Below are 18,820 nucleotides of genomic sequence, written 5' to 3' on the forward strand. Positions count from 1 at the left end.
GAAGCACACCGTTCAGTTATGAATCGGCAGGCTCACCCCGAAAAGTACGAAAAAACCGCCGCAGACTTTATTGAACCGGCGCCCGGTTCGGGCCAGCCAGGGCCTGACCCGGTGCGCTGCGCTGGCTACACCGAACTCGACGATAAACTCGACAACCGCGTAAGTCAGCGCGATGGCCAACGTCTGCGCGATGATGTTCCGGTGGGGATCCAGAAACGGCGGAATGAATGCGGTAAACAGCAGCAGCGCCTTGGGATTGGAAATGGCCGATACCAGCCCTTGGCGGAACAGCGACGAACCACGGAAGCTGTCTGTAGCGGGCGCCTCAAGACTGACGGGAGGCGATCGCCATAGATTGAAGCCCAGCCAGATCAGATAGAGCCCGCCGATGATTTTCAACGCCGTGAACCAGGTAACTGAAGCCTGGATCAGCGCACCCAGGCCCAGGGCGCAAAGCGTCAGCACGACGGCAAAGCCGAGGACGCCGCCGGTGATGGTGAACAGCGTTTTCCGGCTGCCGTGAATGGCGCCGTGGGTCAGCGCCAACAAGGCATTGGGACCTGGCACTACCGCTATGCCGCAGCAAGTAACCAGATAGAGCAACCAGGTATCAAACGGCATGATCCGATCCAGATGGGTTGATTCTGACTGGCATCCTGCGAAGGAACAGCGATCATGGAAAGCGCATAATTCACGTCGTAGCCATTCGATTAGCGAATAGAGGATAGCGCTACGCCGGGGTGGAAATCGAGCTGAATTGCGAACAGTCGACTGCGCTCATCCCGCGCGTACGCAGCCACGAACCCCCCAGCACCGGAGCACTTTCGCGGTGAAACGTCAGGCTTTGTAGCGCTCGGCAACCGTCGATTGCTTGATCTGCGACAGCAGTCCCTGCCGCGCCGCCTGCAACGCATCCCAGCGCGCGCCGTCCTGCAAGGGCGGGATGGTCACGCCTTCGCGGCGATCGAAGCCGACCAGCGCGGCATCCACCAGGTCGCTCACTTCCATGATTTCACTCAGCGTATTGATGTCGATGCCGGCGCGCTCCCAGATTTCGGTACGGGTGGCTGCCGGCAGCACGGCTTGGACGTAGACGCCTTTGGGCGAAAGCTCGAGGCTGAGCCCTTGGGAGAGGAACAGCACAAAGGCCTTGGTTGCGCCGTAGACCGACATGCCAAATTCCGGTGCCAGGCCGACCACGGAGCCGATGTTGATGATTGCGCCTTCGCCAGCGTTTGCCAGGCGCGGGGCGATGGCGCTGGCGAGTCGAACCAGCGCGGTGGTGTTGAGCGCAACGAGGTGCGCGACGCTGTCGGTGGTCTGTTCGATGAAACTGCCGGACTGGGCGGCGCCGGCGTTGTTGATCAGGATGCCGATGCTGTCGTCATCGCGCAGGCGGGCCTCGACCTTGTGCAGATCGCCGGTTTGGGTGAGGTCGGCCTGGAGCACATCGACACTGACGTTGTGTTCATTGCGCAGTTCGCTTGCCAGCGCTTCCAGCCGCGCGTTGTCGCGGGCTACCAGCACCAGATCATGGCCGCGTTGAGCGAAGCGCTTGGCATAGACCGCGCCGATGCCGGTGGAGGCGCCAGTGATGAGGACGGTTTTGCGAGTGGTCATGGTGTCGGTCTCTTGAAGGGTTGGGAGTGTGCACTCACTTCATTTGCGGTGCTGCTCAGCGAACGTCGGGCAGTCAGTTTAGTACCGCTTGGTTATAGGATGATGACCGAAATCTAAACTGTCAACGAATTTGATTATGCTCGGCATCTATGTATGATGAGGGCTTGATTCGAGCGGCCACGAGGCATACGCAAATGAGAGTGACCAAGGCCCAGGCACAGGCAAACCGCGAGCACATCGTCGAGACGGCGTCCGTGTTGTTCCGCGAGCGCGGCTTTGACGGAATAGGCGTGGCGGACCTGATGGCTGCTGCGGGTTTTACCCATGGCGGCTTCTACAAACATTTCGGTTCGAAGGCCGACCTGATGGCTGAGGCTTCCGCGAACAGCCTGTCGCAGTCGCTGGCCAGCACCGGCGAGCTTGATGTAGCCGGATTTTTTGCAATGTATCTATCCAGGGAACACCGCGACGCGCGGGGGCACGGTTGCACGATGGCGGCGTTGTGCGGGGATGCGGCGCGTCAGTCAGACGAGTTGAAGGCGACTTTCGCCAGCGGCGTCGAAAGCACCCTGGCTTCGCTTGAAAAAAAGCTTGGGACACAGGAGGAGGGGGCCCGGGCGAAGATGCTTGGCCTGCTCGCCCAGGCTATCGGCGCGATCATGCTTTCGCGCGCGTGCCCGGACGATGCCCCGCTGGCTGGGGAAATACTCGAGGTCTGCCGAGCACAGATCCTCGCGTCCCTGCCAGCATCCGGAGCCATGAAAAACCAGCGGTAGCGCAGGACGTGCTACCGCTGTCCGGGTCAGAAAATGAACTTGAACAAGGCAATGACCACGATCAGGCCGATCAGGAAAATGATCCCGACGGTACCACCAAGAAATTTCAACATGAGGACGCTCTCTTCAGATGGGCTTAGTGTTCTAGACCCCTGGCGAGCGCGCGCGGTTCGTTAAATTTTCGAATGATCGGCCGCAGGCTTTCAGTGAACCGCCAGGGACCTCGGGACGGAAACGTATTCGAACTTCGACACGGTCTTGATCCAGTACCGCCGATACTCGGTCTTGTCCGGCGCCAGCGGTTTATGGCTTGACCAACGGTTTTCCGCCTTCAGGCTGGCGCGATAAGCCTCCCATTCTTTCTGCTCGGCCACTTCCCTGGCTTTGTTCCTGTCATCGAACCAACCCAGCACGTACGCATCGCTCTGGTCCGTGCCGCTCGCTATCAGCAGATATATGTCTGTCATCACCGGTTCCCGCCGCAATCCAGCCACCCAGTCACTGGGCTCTTGTGAGGGTTATCGGCCGTGGTTGCGGTTTTTGAAGCGGCTTGATAAACGCCCCTGGGTTCGACGCGCCACGGCTCAGGCATCCTCCGTCTGCGCAAGGTAGGCCATCAGCCATTCGCGGAAGCGATTGACACTTTGCCGGTTCGGCACGCGCCCCAAGGGTTCCAGCAGGCAAAACTGCGCATCGGTGCGCAAGAGGCTAGCGGTCGGGCGGACAAGGTTGCCGGTCTGCAAGTGGTCGCCGAGCAACCTCGACCAGGCCAGGGCCACACCTTGCCCTGCCAGCGCCGACTGGATCAGCATCGAGTAGCTGTTGATGTTGATCCGCCGACGAGGCTCTGGCGCCTGGTGGCCCAGGCGTCGGAACCATTCCTTCCAGCCGATCCAGTCCCGATGCTGATCCTCCAGCCATAACCAGGTGCAGGCGCCGAGCTGGTCGAGCCTGCCGGCCTCGGGGTGCTGCGCCAGGTACGTGGGGCTGCATACCGGGAAAATCTCTTCGCTGAACAGCGCGGAGACTTTCATGTTGTTGGGCGGCTTGCTGCAGTAATACAGCGCCAGATCGCAATCGAGTCGGGAAAAGTCCTCGACCTGGTCGGTGGCGATGATGCGCAGGTCGATTTCTTCGTGCTGGCGCTGAAACTCCGAAACAAGCGGGAGCAGCCACAGGGATGCCATCGCCGTACTGGTGACCACGGTGACTTGCTGGGCGCCTTGCCAATGCCGAACGCCAGCCGTGGCGCGGGCGATCTGCTGCAGAGTGTCGCGAATGCTTTCGTGGTACTGGCTGCCTGTAGAAGTGAGGTTGATTTCACGGGTCGTGCGGATGAACAGTGCCGTGCCCAGATAATCTTCGAGCAGGCGTATCTGGCGGCTGATGGCGCCCTGGGTGACGTTCAGTTCACGAGCCGCCACGGTGAAACTCAGGTGGCGAGCAGCGGCCTCGAACGCCACCAGGCTGTTGAGCGGCGGCAACGGTTGCAGTTTCATCGGGCTGGGTCACTGTCTTGTTTGGGGTCAGGCGCAGGGTGATTGTGCAGAAGCCTGCGCGCAGTGACTAGCGGATCAGGCGTGACGGCTAGAGATCGATGATCAGATTGGAGGTCGGCTTGCTGCAGCAGAGCAAGCGCAGGCCTTTGTCGATCTCCCGTTGCCGGATGCCGCCGTTGTGGTTCATGTCCACCGTGCCTTCCAGCAGGGCGGTCTTGCAGGTGCCACAGATGCCCTGGCTGCACGAGGAGGGCACGATCGCCCCGGCTTTTTTTGCCGCGCTCAGCACGGTCTGGTTGCCGGGCATGCTGAAGGTCTTGCCAGAGCGCGACAGGGTGACGGTGAACATCTGTTGCTGGTCGAGTGAGGGGGCCTGCTCGATCAGCGGTTCCTCATTCAGCACCGCGATATCGAAGCTTTCCTGATGATAGTGGCGAAAATCGAACGCCGCTTCCCTGAGCAGCGCCTTGACTGCTTCCATGTAGCCCTGGGGGCCACAGGTGAAGATTTCCCGCTGGTGGTAGTCCGGTACTTGCTGGCTCAACAGAGGCAGGTCGAGCCGACCGATCGGTTGCTGCCATTGGCTGGCAACGCCGAGCCCTTCGCAAATGCCGATGACCCGCAGGCCGGGCATATCGGCCTGCATTCGCGTCAGTTCGTCATGGAAAATGATATCCGCCGGCGTGCGGGCGCTGTGCAGGAACACGATGTCGAGATTGGCCGCCATGTCGCAGGCGGCGCGAGTCATCGACATCAAGGGCGTCACGCCGGAACCGGCCGACAGATACAGCAGTTTTGTCGCCGAATGACCCACCGGTGTGAAACTGCCCGCCGGGCCGGACGCCCTGAGGTTGTCTCCCGGTTCGAGATGGTCATGCAGCCAGTTCGAGACCACGCCACCCGGCACGCGCTTGACCGTAATCGAAAAGGTGAACGGGCGCGTGGGGGAGGACGACAGCGTGTAGCAGCGCGCGATGGTTTGCCCACCGATGACCGGCGACAGCGTGATGAATTGCCCCGGTTCGAAGCTCAAGGCACTGAAGTCCGCGCATTGGAACACGAACGTCTTTACGTCATGGGTTTCCTGGTGCACGGCGCAACATGACAAGGTTTTCTGCTCGCCGCTGTGCCATTGCGAGCCATAAGCGGTCCAGGTCGTCGGGTCGGTAAAACGTTGGGGCCGCGTCAGCTTTTCGTAGGTCGTCATGTCCATCCCTCACACGCCATGGGCGGCCAGACGCGCCGCGTACCAGCGAGAAAACTGGTCGACATAGGTTTCGGTAAACGCCGAGAACGGTCCGGGTGAATAGGCCGGGTCCTGGGTGCCGCTGTGGGTGATGCCGACCAGGTTGGCGTCTTGAAGATTGGTCGCCGCCCAGACCTCGATCAGTTTATCCACCTGGTAGTCCACGCCCTCGATGGCATCGGCGTGCACCAGCCATTTGGTCCGCACCAGGGTTTTGTCGGGCGCCAGCGGGATGATGTAGGAGACCACCGCATGGTCGCTCATGATGTGGGTCCATGAGTTGTGGGTCCACAGGTGCATGTCGCCCAGATCGCGCCGGGTGAGGTCGCCAAACAAGCGCGTGCAGGCGACGCGGGTATCGAGGGTCTGGGATTCGCCGTTGCCGGCGATGGCCAGGCGCTGGGTGCGGAACTGAGTCACCGCGTCCTCGCCCAGGTGCTCGACGGCCTCGCAGAGGTAGCCTTGGTTTTCCCAGTCTTGCCTGGTATCGGCGTTGCGCTGGTGGTATTCCTTGAGTGCCAGGAGCGAGTCCTCGCCCAGGCCATCGGTGCAGAAGCCGAAGTCTTCCGGCAGGAACGACGCGGTCAATTCGGGGTGAGTGGCGGCGCAGTGATAACACTCGCGATTGTTCTCGATCACCAGTTTCCAATTGCCGTTTTCGATGATTTCCGACTCGTAGGCGATCTTCGAATGGCTGAGATCGTACTGAGCGAAACGCGGGGTCATGACCTGGTCGAGGTACAGGATGTCTTCCGGCGGCTCGTCACTCAGGCAGACGAATACATGGGCACCCACCACGCGGGTGTGGACCGGGATCAGGCTCTTGCACCCCGGGTCGAAATCCTTGCCCATGTGCGCGGCATGTTTCAGGCTGCCATCCAGGTCGTACGTCCATTGGTGATAGGGGCAGACCAGCATGCCCACCGTCGATTTGCCGGCCTGTTTCAAGCGCGCCCCACGGTGCCGGCAGACATTGCGGAACGCCTGCACATGCTCGTCATCATCGCGGACCAGGATGATCGAGGATTTGCCGATATCGATCGTCGAAACATCGCCGGGTTCGGCAACGTCGCTGGTGACCCCCACCAGAATCCAGTGTTTGGTAAAAAACACATCGACGTCGGTTGCAAAAATATCCTCGCGGCCGAACAGACCGCCGGGCATGCCATGGCCCGGGGTGCGGTCGGCCAGCAGTTCACGATGGGTTTTCAGGGTTGGGTTCATCGTCGATCTCACTCAAGGCAAATGATCGGTGGTTGGCGGACAAGCAGTGCTGCAGGGAAAACGGGTTTCGTCTGTTCAGGCCACCGCAGGCTCTGACAATGGCTCGGATAAAACCGGGCGCGACAGGTCATGCCCGAGCAGCGCGCGGTACAGTTCCGTATCGCCCAGTACACCGACGACGGTCTGGTCTTTATCGAGCACGATCAATGGGTGTCCTGTTTCGTAGCGGATACGCAGCGCCTCGCGCATGCCGGTATCCGCCGGCACCGAGGTGACCAGGCGGCGCAAGGGCGCGGTGGCCTCGTTGCGGTTCCAGTGTTGCGGCGGTTGGGCCGCAGCGCCGCGGCGCACGCTGGCCAATCCTCTCGATGCGTTCAGCGCAACCCAGAGGTTCTGCACCGTATCCAGGCAATATTCGCCCTGTGCGGATATGCACTGGTCCAACGGGGTCATCAGGCTTCCCGCACAGAGCACATTCAGTGGGTTGGTGTGGGCGACGAAATTGCGCACGTAGTCGTCGGCCGGCTTCAGCACGATCTCCTCGGGTTTGCTGTACTGGATGATCTTGCCGTCTTTCATGATGGCGATCCGGGTTCCCAGCTTGAGGGCTTCGTCCAGGTCATGGCTGACGAAGACGATGGTCTTGTGCAACTTGCGCTGCAGGTCGAGCAGTTCGTCCTGCAGGCCTTGGCGAATCAGCGGATCGAGGGCCGAGAAGGGTTCGTCCATCAGCAGGATATCGGCGTCCATCGCCAGGGCGCGGGCCAGGCCGACGCGCTGCTGCATGCCGCCGGACAACTCGTCGGGCTTCTTGTTGCGCCATTGGGTCAAGCCCACCAGTTCAAGCTTTTCGTCGACCAGCTTGCGCCGCTCCTTCTCGGGGCGGCCTTGCATTTCGAGGCCGAAACCGATGTTCTCGCGCACGGTCAGCCAGGGCATCAGGGCGAATTTCTGGAAGACCATGGCGATGCGTCGGGTGCGCATCATTTTCAGCTCGGCCGGGGTGCAGGCGGCGATGTCGATCTGTCGGCCCTCGTGCTCGACGAACAACTTGCCGCGACTCACCGTGTTCAAGCCATTGATGCAGCGCAACAGGCTCGATTTGCCGGAGCCGGACAGGCCCATCAGCACGCAGATTTCACCTTTGTTGATGTCGAGATTGGCCTTCTCCACGCCGACGATCAGGCCGGTTTGCTGCAGAATCTCCGGGCGCGAAAAACCCTGGTCGAGCAGCTCCAGCGCCGGCTTCGGGCGGCTGGCGAAGATGACGTCGACGTCTTCAAAACGAATGGTGCTCATGCGTCACCTCTTTTCACGGTTTCGCGCTGCTTGCAGATGCGGTCGAGGATGATCGCCAACAACACGATCGCCAGGCCTGCTTCGAAACCCATGGCGATATCGGCGGTATTCAGCGCGTTGACCACGGGTTTGCCCAGGCCATCCGCACCGACCAGCGCCGCGATGACCACCATCGACAGCGACAACATGATGCATTGGGTAATCCCGGCGGCGATGCTCGGCATGGCATGGGGCAGCTCGATGCGTGCCAGCAGCTGGCGACGTGAGCAGCCGAAGGCTTTGCCGGCGTCCATCAGTTCTTGAGGCACATCGCGCACGCCCAGGTAGGTCAGGCGGATTGGCGCGGCAATGGCGAAGACCACCGTGGAAATCAATCCCGGAACCACGCCGAGGCCGAACAGCGTCAAGGTCGGGATCAGGTAGACGAAAGTGGGGACGGTCTGCATCAGGTCGAGCACCGGTCGCAGGGTTGCGTAGAACCAGGGACGATGCGCCGCGACGATGCCCAGCGGCACGCCGATGATGACGCACACCAGCGTGGCGAATGTCACCTGGGCCAGGGTTTCCATGGTTTCCTGCCAGTAGCCCAGGTTGAAGATCAACAGGAACGACAGGGCGACGAAGAGCGTCAGGCTCACCTTGCGTTGAATGTAATAAGCGAAGAGGGCCAGCAGCCCGATCAAGGCCAGCGGGTTGAACCAGAGGAGGGCGCTGGTAAAGACCGAAATGACCTCGGAGAGCGACAGCGAAATGGCGTCGAAGACATCGGCGCCATTTTGGGTCAGCCATTCGACGTATCGGGCGATGTACTCACCCAGTGGGAGTTTTTCTTGTGCAGTCCACATAAGGCGGCTCGTTTTTGTTCTGGTTTGCCTGGAGCAGATACTCATCCGGGCGTGCGGTGCTGACAAACCATTTAAAGTCAGCGGCTCATGAGTTTTTGTCATCAATCCTGCTGGGATTCGGAAGCACAAGTCGCGTCGCGTTGAGCAACTGTACTCAGGTGTACATTCGGCGGGCATCCGAGTACATTCGCGTTACGTATGTTCAACAAGGTGGATGCAAGATGCCCCAGGTAGGAAAGGCGCGCGGCAAGGCCCAGGACGCCGGCTGGCGAGGGTCGCCCGAAGGCTGGCTGGAAGCGGCCTACGAGGCCTTGAAGGAGTCCGGCATCGATGCGGTCAGGGTCATGCCGCTGGCCAAGCGTTTGGGATTGTCACGCACCAGCTTCTATTGGTTCTTCGAGGATCGTGAGCAGTTGCTCGCCGCCTTGCTGTCGCGCTGGCGCGAGACCAACACCGGTGGCTTGATCCGGCAAAGCGAGAGCTACGCCGAGAGCATTTCCGAGGCGATCCTGAATGTCTTCGAATGCTGGCTCAATCCTCAATTGTTCGATTCGCAATTCGAATTCGCCGTGCGCAGCTGGGCGCTCCAGTCCGCTGAAGTGGCGCAGGAAGTCGCCATCGTCGACGAGCAGCGAATGGGCGCCCTGGCGAGCATGTTCAAGCGCTTTGGTTATGACAGCCAGGGTGCCGACGCACGGGCCCGGACGATTTACCTGACCCAGATTGGCTACATCACCATGAACACCAGCGAGCTGATCACCGTGCGTTTCCAGCGCATCCCGCATTATGTGAGCATTTTCACCGGCAAAGTACCCAAGCAGCGCGAGCTGGATCGTTTCTACGGTAAATTCGGTTATGCCGAAAAAGAGCCAGGGATCTTTGTGCCGTTGACGGAAACCTTTGAAGAGACGGCCGGTAAATGAACGCGCCGACGCTGGGCATCATTGGCGGAACGGGCTGGCTGGGCGGGGCGATTGCCAAGGCTGTGTTGGCGCAGGCGCTGTTGCCGGCGGGTAACCTGGTTATTTCCAATCGCTCGGGTGTCCATCCTTTGGCGCAACAAGGCGTTTGTCTGGTCACGGACAACCAGGCGCTGGTGGACCGCAGCGACGTGATCATCATCGCGGTGCGCCCTGAGCAGTTCGCCGGCCTGAGCCTCAACGCTTCTGGCAAGACAGTCATTTCATTGATGGCCGGGATCACCGCGCAGGCCATTGCCGCCCGGACCTCGGCTTCGAGAGTGCTGCGGGCGATGCCCAATGCGGCGGTGGAGATCGGGCAGTCGTTTACACCTTGGTATTGCTTCGGCGTGGTGGATGCGGCGACGAAGAGCTTCGTCCAGCGCTTGTTCGGATGCGTCGGTACTGCCGCCGAGGTTGAGCAGGAAGACTTCATTGATTACCTTTCCGCGCTTTCCGGCACCGGCCCGGCCTTTCCCGCCTTGCTCATGACAGCCCTGGCCAATCAGGCGATGGAGGCCGGCATCCCCGCCGAGATTGCACAGCTTGCGGCGAAGAATGTCGTGGTCCACAGCAGCCAGTTACTGGCCAGCCATGACGCCGGGCAGATGATCGACGCCCTGGTCGCCTACCGCGGCGTGACCGCCGCCGCCCTCCAGGCGATGACCGAGGGACATTTCGAGGAGCAGGTGGGGAAGGCATTGCAAGCCGGCGCCACGGTCGCCCGCCAGGGCCTGCAAGCCTGATTCACTGATCAGACCTGTGGGAGACCTGTGGGAGCGAGCTTGCTCGCGATGGCGTCCGCCAGTCCAGCATCCCTTTCACTGAACCACCGCCTTCGCGAGCAGGCTCGCTCCCACATTTGGATCTTTATCAATCACAAGATTACTGTGCAACACAGAACCCTGTGGGAGCGAGCCTGCTCGCGAAAGCGTCCGCCATCCAGCATCCTTGTCACTGAACCACCGCTATCGCGAGCAAGCTCGCTCCCACATTTGGGTCTTTATCAATCACAAGATTGCCGTGCAACACAGAACCCTGTGGGAGCGAGCCTGCTCGCGAAAGCGTCCGCCATCCAGCATCCTTGTCACTGAACCACCGCTATCGCGAGCAAGCTCGCTCCCACATTTGGATCTTTATCAATCACAAGATTGCCGTGCAACACAGAACCCAGTGGGAGCGAGCTTGCTCGCGATGGCGTCCGCCAGTCCAGCATCCCTGTCACTGAACCACCGCCTTCGCGAGCAGGCTCGCTCCCACATTTGGATCTTTATCAATCACAAGATTGCCGTGCAACACAGAACCCTGTGGGAGCGAGCTTGCTCGCGATGGCGTCCGCCAGTCCAGCATCCCTTTCACTGAACCACCGCCTTCGCGAGCAGGCTCGCTCCCACATTTGGATCTTTATCAATCACAAGATTACTGTGCAACACAGAACCCTGTGGGAGCGAGCCTGCTCGCGAAAGCGTCCGCCATCCAGCATCCTTGTCACTGAACCACCGCTATCGCGAGCAAGCTCGCTCCCACATTTGGATCTTTATTAATCACAAGATTGCCGTGCAACACAGAACCCTGTGGGAGCGAGCTTGCTCGCGATGGCGTCGGCCAGTCCAGCATCCCTTTCACTGAACCACCGCCTTCGCGAGCAGGCTCGCTCCCACATTTGGATCTTCATTTATCGACACAATTGCTGTGTCCTTCTCCGGTCGCGCTTCAGATGTCCTTGACCAACCGCAGCGCATCGTAGATGGCCGCATGGGTATTGCGCGCCGACACCGCGTCGCCGATCCGGAACAGCTGGAAGCGGCCTCCGGGGTTGGTCACGATATTCTGGGTTTTCCCGGCGATCAGGTTGTGCTGCTCGACCGCGCCGTTGTTGCTCGAATACGGCCGCAACTCAAAGTACAAATCGTCCAGGGGCAGGGTGCCGTGGTTGACCACCACCTGATCGACCACACGCTGCTTGTGCACCTGGCCGTAGTCGCTGCCGAAGTGCGCAACCAGTTGACCGTCGCGTTTTTCCACGGAATCGACCCGATAGGTGACGGTGAAGGTGACGTTCAGGTCTTGCAGGCTGCGCATGTAAGGCACCAGGTTCATCGCCATCACCTCCGGTGCGAACGACCGGTCGGGCGTGACGATTTCCAGTTTCGCGCCGCTGCTGGCGATGATCTCGGCCGCCTGTAGCGCCGCGTGGTCGCCGGCGTCGTCGAAGATCAGCACGTTCTGGCCGGGCTTGATATCGCCGGAAACGATGTCCCAGGTCGACACCACCAGTTCGTTGCCTTGCTTGAGCACCTCGGTGTGGGGCAGGCCGCCCGTGGCGACGATTACCACGTCCGGTTCTTCGGCCATCACCGTCTCGGCTTCGGCCCAGGTGTTGAACTGGAACTTCACGCCAAGGCGTTCACATTGCGCCATGCGCCAGTCGATGATGCTGATCATCTCGCGGCGGCGCTCGCTCTGCGCGGTCAAGCGGATCTGCCCGCCTGGCTGGTCGGCCACTTCGAACACGGTGACTGCATGGCCGCGCTCGCCGGCCACCCGTGCCGCCTCCAGGCCCGCCGGGCCGGTGCCGATTACCACCACCTTGCGCTTGAGCGGCGCCTTGGGGATTTCGTGGGGCATGGTGGTTTCGCGCCCGGTGGCGGCGTTGTGGATGCAATACGCGGCGCCGCCCTGATAGATGCGGTCCAGGCAATAGTTGGCGCCAACGCAAGGGCGGATCTCTTCTTCACGTTTTTCGATGATCTTGCGCACGATATGCGGGTCGGTCATGTGCGCGCGGGTCATGCCGATCATGTCCACCTTGCCCGAGGCGATGGCGTGTCGCGCCGTGGCGACGTCCGGGATCTTCGCTGCATGAAAGGTCGGGAAACCGGTGGCGGAGCGGATCTCGCCAGCAAAATCCAGATGCGGCGAGTTGCGCATGCCTTGGATCGGGATCACGTCGGTGAGGCCGGCATCGGTATCGATGTGCCCGCGCACGACGTTGAGGAAATCTACCAGCCCGCTGTCCTTGAGCATGTGGGAAATCTGCAGGCCATCGCTGGCGCCAAAGCCGCCGGGCAGGTCTTCATCGCCGGTGTAGCGCACCCCCAGCAGGAAGTCCTCACCGCAGCGCTGGCGGATGCCGCGCAACACATCGAAGGTGAAGCGCATGCGGTTTTCCAGCGAACCACCGTAGGGGCCGTCGAGATCGTTGGTCAGTGGCGACCAGAATTGATCCATGAGGTGCCCGTAGGCCTGCAGTTCCAAACCGTCGAGACCGGCGGCCTTCATGCGTTCGGCGGCGTCCACGTAGTCCTTGACGATCCGGTCGATGTCCCAGTCTTCCATCTTTTTCGGGAACGCCCGGTGGGACGCTTCGCGGCGATGGGACGGCGAGACGACCGGTAGCCAGTCAGCCTTGTCCCAGCGCGTGCGCCGCCCCAGGTGGGTCAGTTGAATCATCACCGCGGCGCCGTGTTCGTGGCATTCGTCGGTCAGGTCCTTCATCCATTTGACCACCTCGTCCTTGTACGCCAGCACGTTGTTGAACACCGGCGGGCTGTCCCGTGAAACCGCAGCGGAGCCTGCGGTCATGGTCAACGCAACGCCGGCCTTCGCCCGTTCGACGTGATAGGCGCGGTACAAATCCTTCGGCATGCCATCCACGGGATACGCGGGTTCGTGGGAGGTGGTCATGATCCGATTCTTGAGGGTCAGATGCTTGATCTTGTAGGGCTGCAGCAGAGGATCGCTGGACATGGTGTTGCTCCGGGAACAGAACATCAGGCTTGGTTTTGACATAACGGTATGTGCAATGTTCATGTGTGTCAACGATTGAGACACAGGTGTACATTTTTCTTGCGCGGGGGAATAACCAGGATTACCATCCAGTCGAAACAGGGGTGATCCGGCGTATGCGCGCCGGTCATCGCGCATCGATCCAAGTGCAAGGGGGCTGTGCAAAGACCATGAAAGTGCTCGTTGCGATAAAGCGCGCCATCGACCCGAATGTGAAAGTCCGGGTGAAGGCTGACGGTTCAGACGTTGAGCTCAACGGCGTGAAAATGGCCTTGAATCCGTTCTGCGAGATCGCGGTTGAAGAGGCGATTCGCCTCAAGGAAAAAGGGCTGGCAACCGAAGTGGTGGTGGTCTCGGTGGGCACATCGGCCGCCCAGGAACAACTGCGCACGGCGTTGGCACTCGGTGCGGACCGCGCACTTCTGGTCGAGACCAGCGCGATTCTCGAGCCGCTCAACGTCGCCAAGTACCTGAGCAAAGTGATTGATCAGGAACAACCGCAACTGATCCTGTTCGGCAAGCAGGCGATCGACCAGGAAAACAATCAGGTCGGGCAAATGGTCGCGCAATTGATCGGCAGCGGTCAGGCCACTTACGCCTCGGCAGTCAATCATGTCGACGGGCAATGGCTCGTCGAGCGTGAGGTCGATGGGGGCAGCCAGGTGGTCGCGCTGTCGACGCCGGCCGTGGTGACTTGCGATCTGCGCCTGAATCAACCGCGCTACGCCTCGTTGCCGAACATCATGAAAGCCAAGAAAAAGCCCTTGGAAACCATCGCCGCCGACAGCTTGGGCGCGAGCGTGAAGCAACACGCTCGATTGCTCGGTGTTGTCCCTCCACCGGTACGCAAAGCAGGCATCACGGTCGCTTCGGTGACCGAGTTGGTGGATAAACTGAAAACCGTTGCGGGGGTGATTTGATGCGCACATTGGTGATCGCCGAGCACAGTGTCGGTCAACTGACGGCAGGCACCTGGAGCGCCGTGGGCGCTGCCGTGGCGTTGGGTGCTGAAACGGATTTGCTGGTGATGGGCGGGACGGACGCCTCGGCCGTGGCGCAACAGGCAGCGCTGGCCCAAGGCCTGGACCGGGTGCTGCTCGCACAGGCGGAGGTATTCGAAAATGCCCTGGCTGAAAACGTCCAGCCGCTGATCACGTCGCTGGTGGCCGAGGGGTATACACACGTCGTTGCCGATGCCAGCAGCATGGGCCGCAATCTGCTGCCACGGGTCGCGGCGAGCCTGGATGTGGGCATGCTTTCGGACGTTACCCACATCGTCTCGGCGGACACTTTCCAGCGGCCTGTTTATGCCGGCAATGCCATCGCCACGCTGCAGTCACTGGATCCGATCAAGTTGCTCACGGTGCGCGCTTCGGCATTCGCCCCAGCGTTATCCCATGACAAACCCTGCGAAGTGGTTGCAGTGGACGGCGGACAAAGCGCCAGCAACGTGCGTTTGGTGAGCGAACAACTGACGGCCAGCGAACGGCCCGATCTGTCGAGCGCCCGCGTCGTCGTTTCCGGTGGCCGCGGGATGCAGAGCAAAGAGAACTTCGCCCTGATCGAGCGAGTGGCCGACAAGCTCGGCGGTGCCGTGGGGGCCTCCCGCGCTGCTGTTGATTCGGGATTCGCGCCCAACGATTTGCAGGTCGGGCAGACGGGCAAGATCGTCGCGCCGGAGCTTTATATTGCCGCAGGCATCAGTGGCGCCATTCAACATCTGGCGGGCATGAGCGGTTCAAAGGTCATCGTCGCGATCAACCAGGACGCCGAGGCACCGATTGCCCAGGTGGCGGATTACCTGTTGGTGGCGGATTTGTTCGAGGCGTTGCCGGCACTCGAAAGGGCATTGTGAATTCAAGACGTAAAACGACGAACCCGTGGCGAGGGAGCAAGCTCCCTCGCCACGGGTTTATCGACAACCTTGAAAGAATCAGCCCGCCAACGGGCGGAGGAGGGTAAGCCACACTCAATAGCCGTGATTTCATAATTAGAACTTGCCCATGGCCGTGCGCGGTCGCGATGGGAAATGAATGCTTCTGCTGCCCTGCCAATAACTATTAATACAGTCTGCGGAGATGCACATGATGACCTTACCCCGTAAAACTTTTATCGGCTGGTTTGCCGGCCTTGCATTGGCCTGCGGCAGCCTGATCGCTCAAGCCGAGGAACCCGCGCCCATTCGTATCGGCTGGGTGAACTGGTCGGATACGGAAATCGCCGTGAAGCTGGCGAATACCGCGTTGCAGGATCATCTCAAGCAACCGGTCAAGCTGGTACTGGCCGACATCGGCATCCAGTTCCAGGCACTGGCCAACGGCAATATCGATTTGATTCCGATGGTCTGGCTGCCGAGCACCCACAAGTCCTTCTATGACAAGTACAAGGACAAGCTCGAAGACCTCGGCGTCCTGTATGAAGGCCGGATCGGCATGGCGGTGCCCACCTCGATTCCTACCAGTGAGATTGCCAGTGTCGAAGACCTCAACAAACCCGAAGTGCGGGAGAAGCTCGGCGGCAAGATTCTCACCTCGGAAGTGGGCAATGGTCAGTACAAGCTGACGGAAAAAGCCATCAAGGAATACAAGCTCGACGGCTACAAGATGGTTGCGTCTTCAGAGTCCGGCATGCTGAGTGAACTGGATCGCAACATCAAACGGGACAAGTGGTCGTTGGTCAACGCCTGGAGCCCCCACTGGATGTTCGCCAAATGGCCGCTGCGTTACCTGGATGATCCAAAGCAGATATTCGGTGGCGCCGAGCAGATCCACGCGATTGCCCGCAAAGGTTTCAGCGCCGAACATCCGGACGTGGCGCGCTTCTTCGCCAACTTCAAGATCCCGAAAGCGGACCTTGAGAAGTTGATGGCGGATGCCCGCGAAAGCACTGCGGACAAGGTGGTTGCCGAGTACTACGCGGCGAACAAACCGCGCTTCGAAGCGATGTTCGGCAGCCAGACTGCTTCCGCTACGCCAGCCCCGTAATCACCGCTGTTCCATGATGGTTTTGTTGCCGTCCGGTGCCCTTCGTCAGGGCACCGGATTTATTGTTTTCAAGGATGAATAGTCTGTAAGCGCTGCTACTGCCTGACAACTTTAAAGACACTCCGTTTTCGTTGTTGCAATCCTCGGATTCTAATGAGCAGCCTATCGAAGCCTAGCATCGGGAAACCTGCCTCCTCGTCAGCAGGCGCTATATCTCGTAGCGACTTTCCTTCGAAGGAGGACAGCCAAAGAGCGTGCTATAGCACTTGCTGAAGTGAGGGGTAGAGACAAACCCGCAGGCAATGGCGACATCCGTGACGCTCAGCCTGGAGTTCTGTAGCAGGCGCCGTGCCTCGGTCAGCCGTAGTTCCAGATAGTAGCGTTGCGGAGACATATTGATCTGCCTGCGAAACAGGCGCTGGATCTGGCGCTTGGAAAGCTGAACGCATTGAGCGAGCAAGTCCAGGCTCAAAGGTTCTTCAAGGTTGCATTCCATCAATGCAATGACTTCCCGCAGGCACGCACTGACTTTGCGGTCCAGGACCTTGGCCGAGGTACGAAACCGAGACTCATGGTCCAACAGGTCAAACACCGCGTCCGCAACTTTCGGGTCGAGGGCCGCGTACAGCCATTTCATCATGATCTGAAACGCGCCGGCAGGGTTTGACGCGGTGAATCGGTCCCTGTCGAACACCACTGTATCCAGCGTCACCGTGGTTTTCGGTGAACACTCCGACAAGGCCATTCGTTGTTCGGCATGAATAGCACATCGGTAACCATCCAGCAGTCCAGCCTTGCCCAGGTACCAGGCGCCGTTCCATAAGCCGCCGAGCGCAATGGGCAGGTTCGCCAGTTTGGTCAGCAGCGTTACCAACCCGTGGGGGAGTACCCTCGGCGTGCGCAGGCCGCCGCAGACAATCATCAAGTCCAGCGCCGCGATCCTGATATCGGTCAACGGTGTGTCTGGCCTGATGGGGATTGCCAGGTCGCTGATCACTTCAGAGTCGTTGCGACTGAAAGTATGGATTTTTATCGACCCTGGCTGAATCAAATTGGCGGTGACGAGCACGTCCAGGCATTGGGTGAAACAGGTCAGGGAGAAATTATCGAGCAACAGGAAGCCCACGCTCGATGTTTTCTGGGACTCGATCATCGCGTTCATGAGTTGCGCTTCGTATCCCGCAGGAAACTGTCATCGAAAGGGTAGTGGGTGAGTAACTCATAACCGGCCTCGGTCACCAGCAATTGGTTCTCCAGCTTGATGCCATCCTGTCCGCCCACCTCACCGACATACGCCTCGACGCACAGGGCCATGCCCGGCTGCAGTTCGCCCTCGTATCCGTAGGACTCCAGGTCCTCCGGATAACGAATGCTCGGGTACTCGTCACACAGCCCGACGCCGTGATAAAGCACGCCATACCGTTGAGCCCGGCACGGTTCGGGCAACCGGTGCGCCTTGGCGGTCAGCTCGGTGAAGCGTACGCCTGGCTTGATCAACTCGGTGTTATGGACGATATGGTCATGGGCGATCCGGTACAGGCGCTTCTGTTCGGGCATGGGCTCCAGACCCCCGCAGATCCAGCTGCGGGACATGTCCACGCACATGCCGTAGGTGCCGATCAGATCCGTGTCGAATGACAGCAGGTCGCCGTCGTTCAACACGCGTGGGCCGGACTCCTGGAACCAGGGGTTGGTGCGAGGACCGGAACTGAGGATGCGCGTCTCGATCCATTCGCCACCGCGGCGGATATTGCCGGAATGCAGCGCGGCCCAGACATCGTTTTCGGTCGCGCCGGCGCGCATTGCCTGGTGCATTTCGGCCACTGACGCTTCGCATGAAGCCACCGCACAGCGCATCGCCTTGATTTCATCCGGGCCCTTGATCATGCGCGCGAATTCGGTCACTTCCTGGCCGCTGCAAATTTCGATCGCCAAGGCATCCAGGGCGCGCACGCCGGCGACTTCTATTCGATCGACCGCAAGCCGTCGGTTGACTCCGGCGTGTTGGCGCAGCAAATCGTCGAGTTGCGCGGCGAAATGCCTGGCGTGTCGATCCGTGTGTTCACCGGTCTCGAAAAAGAAAAACGATGCCCCGCTGCGTAGCTCCGTCACCAGCGGCAAGTGGGCGGACAAGTGATCACAGCCATGAAAATCCCACAAAACCACATGCCCGCTGGCGGCGACGAAGCATGCCCGTGCGGGGTTATGAGTCGTCCACAGTTGCATGTTGGTGGTATCGGTCGCGTAGCGGATATTCAGCGGATCGAATAACAGGATGCCACCCAGGTCACGGACGACCAGTTGATCGACTATCCGTTGCAATCGGTACTTGCGCAGGGTGGGCAAATGGGGCGGCTCCAGGCCCAGCCGCTCCCACTCCGCAAACGCCAGCGGCGTAGGGCCTATCTCGACGCGGTTGTTGTCGTCGACGGAGCCGTCTTTTTTCAGTGCAACTGCACGCTGCCTCGCCGGGTCGATGCGCCGGGCATTGGCTGGAATCGAAAAAGGTGAAGGGGGCATGATGGCGTCCAGTGTTCAGTCTGCTAGAGGTATTCAGCTGTGCCGGCCTCTTCGCGAGC

17 protein-coding genes are annotated in these 18,820 nt (G+C 60.3%); 6 read left to right on the forward strand and 11 right to left on the reverse strand.

All coding sequences use genetic code 11. The annotated features are described in order from the left end of the window. Positions 1 to 12: 12 nt before the first annotated feature. Together J3P86_RS09645 and J3P86_RS09650 are read right to left on the reverse strand one after the other, a co-directional pair. Positions 13 to 621, reverse strand: coding sequence for a LysE family translocator (locus tag J3P86_RS09645; protein ID WP_434700063.1), 609 nt, complete (start codon positions 619 to 621; stop codon positions 13 to 15). A 216-nt stretch (positions 622 to 837) separates the two neighbouring features. Next, positions 838 to 1,620 carry an SDR family NAD(P)-dependent oxidoreductase gene (locus J3P86_RS09650; protein WP_434700065.1) on the reverse strand — a complete coding sequence of 261 codons (783 nt, stop codon included), beginning with the start codon at positions 1,618 to 1,620 and terminating at the stop codon, positions 838 to 840. Positions 1,621 to 1,814: 194 nt separating this feature from the next. Here J3P86_RS09650 and J3P86_RS09655 point away from each other — a divergent pair, with 194 nt between their 5' ends. Next, complete coding sequence (locus tag J3P86_RS09655) at positions 1,815 to 2,396, forward strand: TetR/AcrR family transcriptional regulator (RefSeq protein WP_434700616.1); 582 nt, start codon at positions 1,815 to 1,817, stop codon at positions 2,394 to 2,396. A gap of 203 nt (positions 2,397 to 2,599) precedes the next feature. Here the strand turns inward: J3P86_RS09655 and J3P86_RS09660 are convergent, their stop codons facing one another. The 6 genes from J3P86_RS09660 to choW form a co-directional block, all read right to left on the reverse strand. Beyond that, a complete protein-coding gene (locus J3P86_RS09660) occupies positions 2,600 to 2,863 on the reverse strand; it encodes a hypothetical protein (RefSeq protein WP_305495615.1) in 264 nt (87 codons plus the stop codon). A gap of 117 nt (positions 2,864 to 2,980) precedes the next feature. Beyond that, entirely contained in the window at positions 2,981 to 3,895 is a 915-nt protein-coding gene (locus tag J3P86_RS09665; protein WP_434700067.1) for a LysR substrate-binding domain-containing protein, read from the reverse strand. A gap of 88 nt (positions 3,896 to 3,983) precedes the next feature. Beyond that, a complete protein-coding gene (locus J3P86_RS09670; protein WP_434700068.1) occupies positions 3,984 to 5,102 on the reverse strand; it encodes an FAD-binding oxidoreductase in 1,119 nt (372 codons plus the stop codon). Positions 5,103 to 5,111: 9 nt separating this feature from the next. Next, positions 5,112 to 6,365 (reverse strand): aromatic ring-hydroxylating oxygenase subunit alpha, encoded by a 1,254-nt coding sequence (locus J3P86_RS09675; RefSeq protein ID WP_434624767.1) that lies wholly within the window; start codon positions 6,363 to 6,365, stop codon positions 5,112 to 5,114. A 75-nt stretch (positions 6,366 to 6,440) separates the two neighbouring features. Further along, positions 6,441 to 7,664: a choline ABC transporter ATP-binding protein gene (choV, locus tag J3P86_RS09680; protein WP_434700069.1), complete on the reverse strand. Its 1,224-nt coding sequence runs from the start codon at positions 7,662 to 7,664 to the stop codon at positions 6,441 to 6,443. After that, complete coding sequence (gene choW / locus J3P86_RS09685) at positions 7,661 to 8,509, reverse strand: choline ABC transporter permease subunit (protein WP_434700070.1); 849 nt, start codon at positions 8,507 to 8,509, stop codon at positions 7,661 to 7,663. The genes choV and choW overlap by 4 nt, the downstream gene beginning before the upstream one ends. Positions 8,510 to 8,730: 221 nt before the next feature. Here choW and J3P86_RS09690 point away from each other — a divergent pair, with 221 nt between their 5' ends. Then, positions 8,731 to 9,432: a TetR/AcrR family transcriptional regulator gene (locus J3P86_RS09690; protein ID WP_305495603.1), complete on the forward strand. Its 702-nt coding sequence runs from the start codon at positions 8,731 to 8,733 to the stop codon at positions 9,430 to 9,432. Then, positions 9,429 to 10,214: a pyrroline-5-carboxylate reductase family protein gene (locus J3P86_RS09695; protein ID WP_434624761.1), complete on the forward strand. Its 786-nt coding sequence runs from the start codon at positions 9,429 to 9,431 to the stop codon at positions 10,212 to 10,214. The genes J3P86_RS09690 and J3P86_RS09695 overlap by 4 nt, the downstream gene beginning before the upstream one ends. Before the next feature lie 967 nt (positions 10,215 to 11,181). Here the strand turns inward: J3P86_RS09695 and J3P86_RS09700 are convergent. Beyond that, on the reverse strand, positions 11,182 to 13,218 hold the full coding sequence (locus J3P86_RS09700) for an FAD-dependent oxidoreductase (RefSeq protein WP_434700072.1): 2,037 nt from the start codon (positions 13,216 to 13,218) through the stop codon (positions 11,182 to 11,184). Between the two features lie 209 nt (positions 13,219 to 13,427). On the opposite strand from J3P86_RS09700, the gene J3P86_RS09705 reads away from it, so the two are divergent. The 3 genes from J3P86_RS09705 (at position 13,428) to J3P86_RS09715 (ending at position 16,241) form a co-directional block, all read left to right on the forward strand. After that, positions 13,428 to 14,177, forward strand: a complete 750-nt coding sequence (locus J3P86_RS09705) for an electron transfer flavoprotein subunit beta/FixA family protein (protein ID WP_434624757.1) — start codon at positions 13,428 to 13,430, stop codon at positions 14,175 to 14,177. Continuing rightward, positions 14,177 to 15,112, forward strand: a complete 936-nt coding sequence (locus J3P86_RS09710) for an electron transfer flavoprotein subunit alpha/FixB family protein (RefSeq protein ID WP_434624755.1) — start codon at positions 14,177 to 14,179, stop codon at positions 15,110 to 15,112. The genes J3P86_RS09705 and J3P86_RS09710 overlap by 1 nt, the downstream gene beginning before the upstream one ends. A gap of 229 nt (positions 15,113 to 15,341) precedes the next feature. Continuing rightward, complete coding sequence (locus tag J3P86_RS09715) at positions 15,342 to 16,241, forward strand: glycine betaine ABC transporter substrate-binding protein (RefSeq protein ID WP_434569055.1); 900 nt, start codon at positions 15,342 to 15,344, stop codon at positions 16,239 to 16,241. Between the two features lie 208 nt (positions 16,242 to 16,449). Here J3P86_RS09715 and J3P86_RS09720 read toward each other — a convergent pair whose 3' ends face one another. Continuing rightward, the gene (locus J3P86_RS09720; protein WP_434700074.1) at positions 16,450 to 17,403 is read right to left on the reverse strand and encodes a GlxA family transcriptional regulator; all 954 of its coding nucleotides are present in this window, start codon (positions 17,401 to 17,403) and stop codon (positions 16,450 to 16,452) included. Beyond that, positions 17,400 to 18,761, reverse strand: a complete 1,362-nt coding sequence (dddP, locus tag J3P86_RS09725; protein ID WP_434700075.1) for a dimethylsulfonioproprionate lyase DddP — start codon at positions 18,759 to 18,761, stop codon at positions 17,400 to 17,402. Before dddP ends, J3P86_RS09720 begins: the two co-directional genes overlap by 4 nt. Positions 18,762 to 18,820: the final 59 nt, after the last annotated feature.

It is taken from the genome of Pseudomonas sp. D1-1 (genome assembly GCF_051132225.1).
Classification (GTDB): domain Bacteria; phylum Pseudomonadota; class Gammaproteobacteria; order Pseudomonadales; family Pseudomonadaceae; genus Aquipseudomonas.

Coding starts and splice junctions, on each gene's coding strand:
- choW (WP_434700070.1), bottom strand. CDS start 8,509: ATGTGGACTGCACAAGAAAAACTCCCACTGGGTGAGTACATCGCCCGA.
- J3P86_RS09710 (WP_434624755.1), top strand. CDS start 14,177: ATGCGCACATTGGTGATCGCCGAGCACAGTGTCGGTCAACTGACGGCA.
- J3P86_RS09660 (WP_305495615.1), bottom strand. CDS start 2,863: ATGACAGACATATATCTGCTGATAGCGAGCGGCACGGACCAGAGCGAT.
- J3P86_RS09665 (WP_434700067.1), bottom strand. CDS start 3,895: ATGAAACTGCAACCGTTGCCGCCGCTCAACAGCCTGGTGGCGTTCGAG.
- J3P86_RS09655 (WP_434700616.1), top strand. CDS start 1,815: ATGAGAGTGACCAAGGCCCAGGCACAGGCAAACCGCGAGCACATCGTC.
- J3P86_RS09675 (WP_434624767.1), bottom strand. CDS start 6,365: ATGAACCCAACCCTGAAAACCCATCGTGAACTGCTGGCCGACCGCACC.
- J3P86_RS09695 (WP_434624761.1), top strand. CDS start 9,429: ATGAACGCGCCGACGCTGGGCATCATTGGCGGAACGGGCTGGCTGGGC.
- dddP (WP_434700075.1), bottom strand. CDS start 18,761: ATGCCCCCTTCACCTTTTTCGATTCCAGCCAATGCCCGGCGCATCGAC.
- J3P86_RS09690 (WP_305495603.1), top strand. CDS start 8,731: ATGCCCCAGGTAGGAAAGGCGCGCGGCAAGGCCCAGGACGCCGGCTGG.
- J3P86_RS09715 (WP_434569055.1), top strand. CDS start 15,342: ATGATGACCTTACCCCGTAAAACTTTTATCGGCTGGTTTGCCGGCCTT.
- J3P86_RS09645 (WP_434700063.1), bottom strand. CDS start 621: ATGCCGTTTGATACCTGGTTGCTCTATCTGGTTACTTGCTGCGGCATA.
- J3P86_RS09650 (WP_434700065.1), bottom strand. CDS start 1,620: ATGACCACTCGCAAAACCGTCCTCATCACTGGCGCCTCCACCGGCATC.
- choV (WP_434700069.1), bottom strand. CDS start 7,664: ATGAGCACCATTCGTTTTGAAGACGTCGACGTCATCTTCGCCAGCCGC.
- J3P86_RS09670 (WP_434700068.1), bottom strand. CDS start 5,102: ATGACGACCTACGAAAAGCTGACGCGGCCCCAACGTTTTACCGACCCG.
- J3P86_RS09720 (WP_434700074.1), bottom strand. CDS start 17,403: ATGAACGCGATGATCGAGTCCCAGAAAACATCGAGCGTGGGCTTCCTG.
- J3P86_RS09700 (WP_434700072.1), bottom strand. CDS start 13,218: ATGTCCAGCGATCCTCTGCTGCAGCCCTACAAGATCAAGCATCTGACC.
- J3P86_RS09705 (WP_434624757.1), top strand. CDS start 13,428: ATGAAAGTGCTCGTTGCGATAAAGCGCGCCATCGACCCGAATGTGAAA.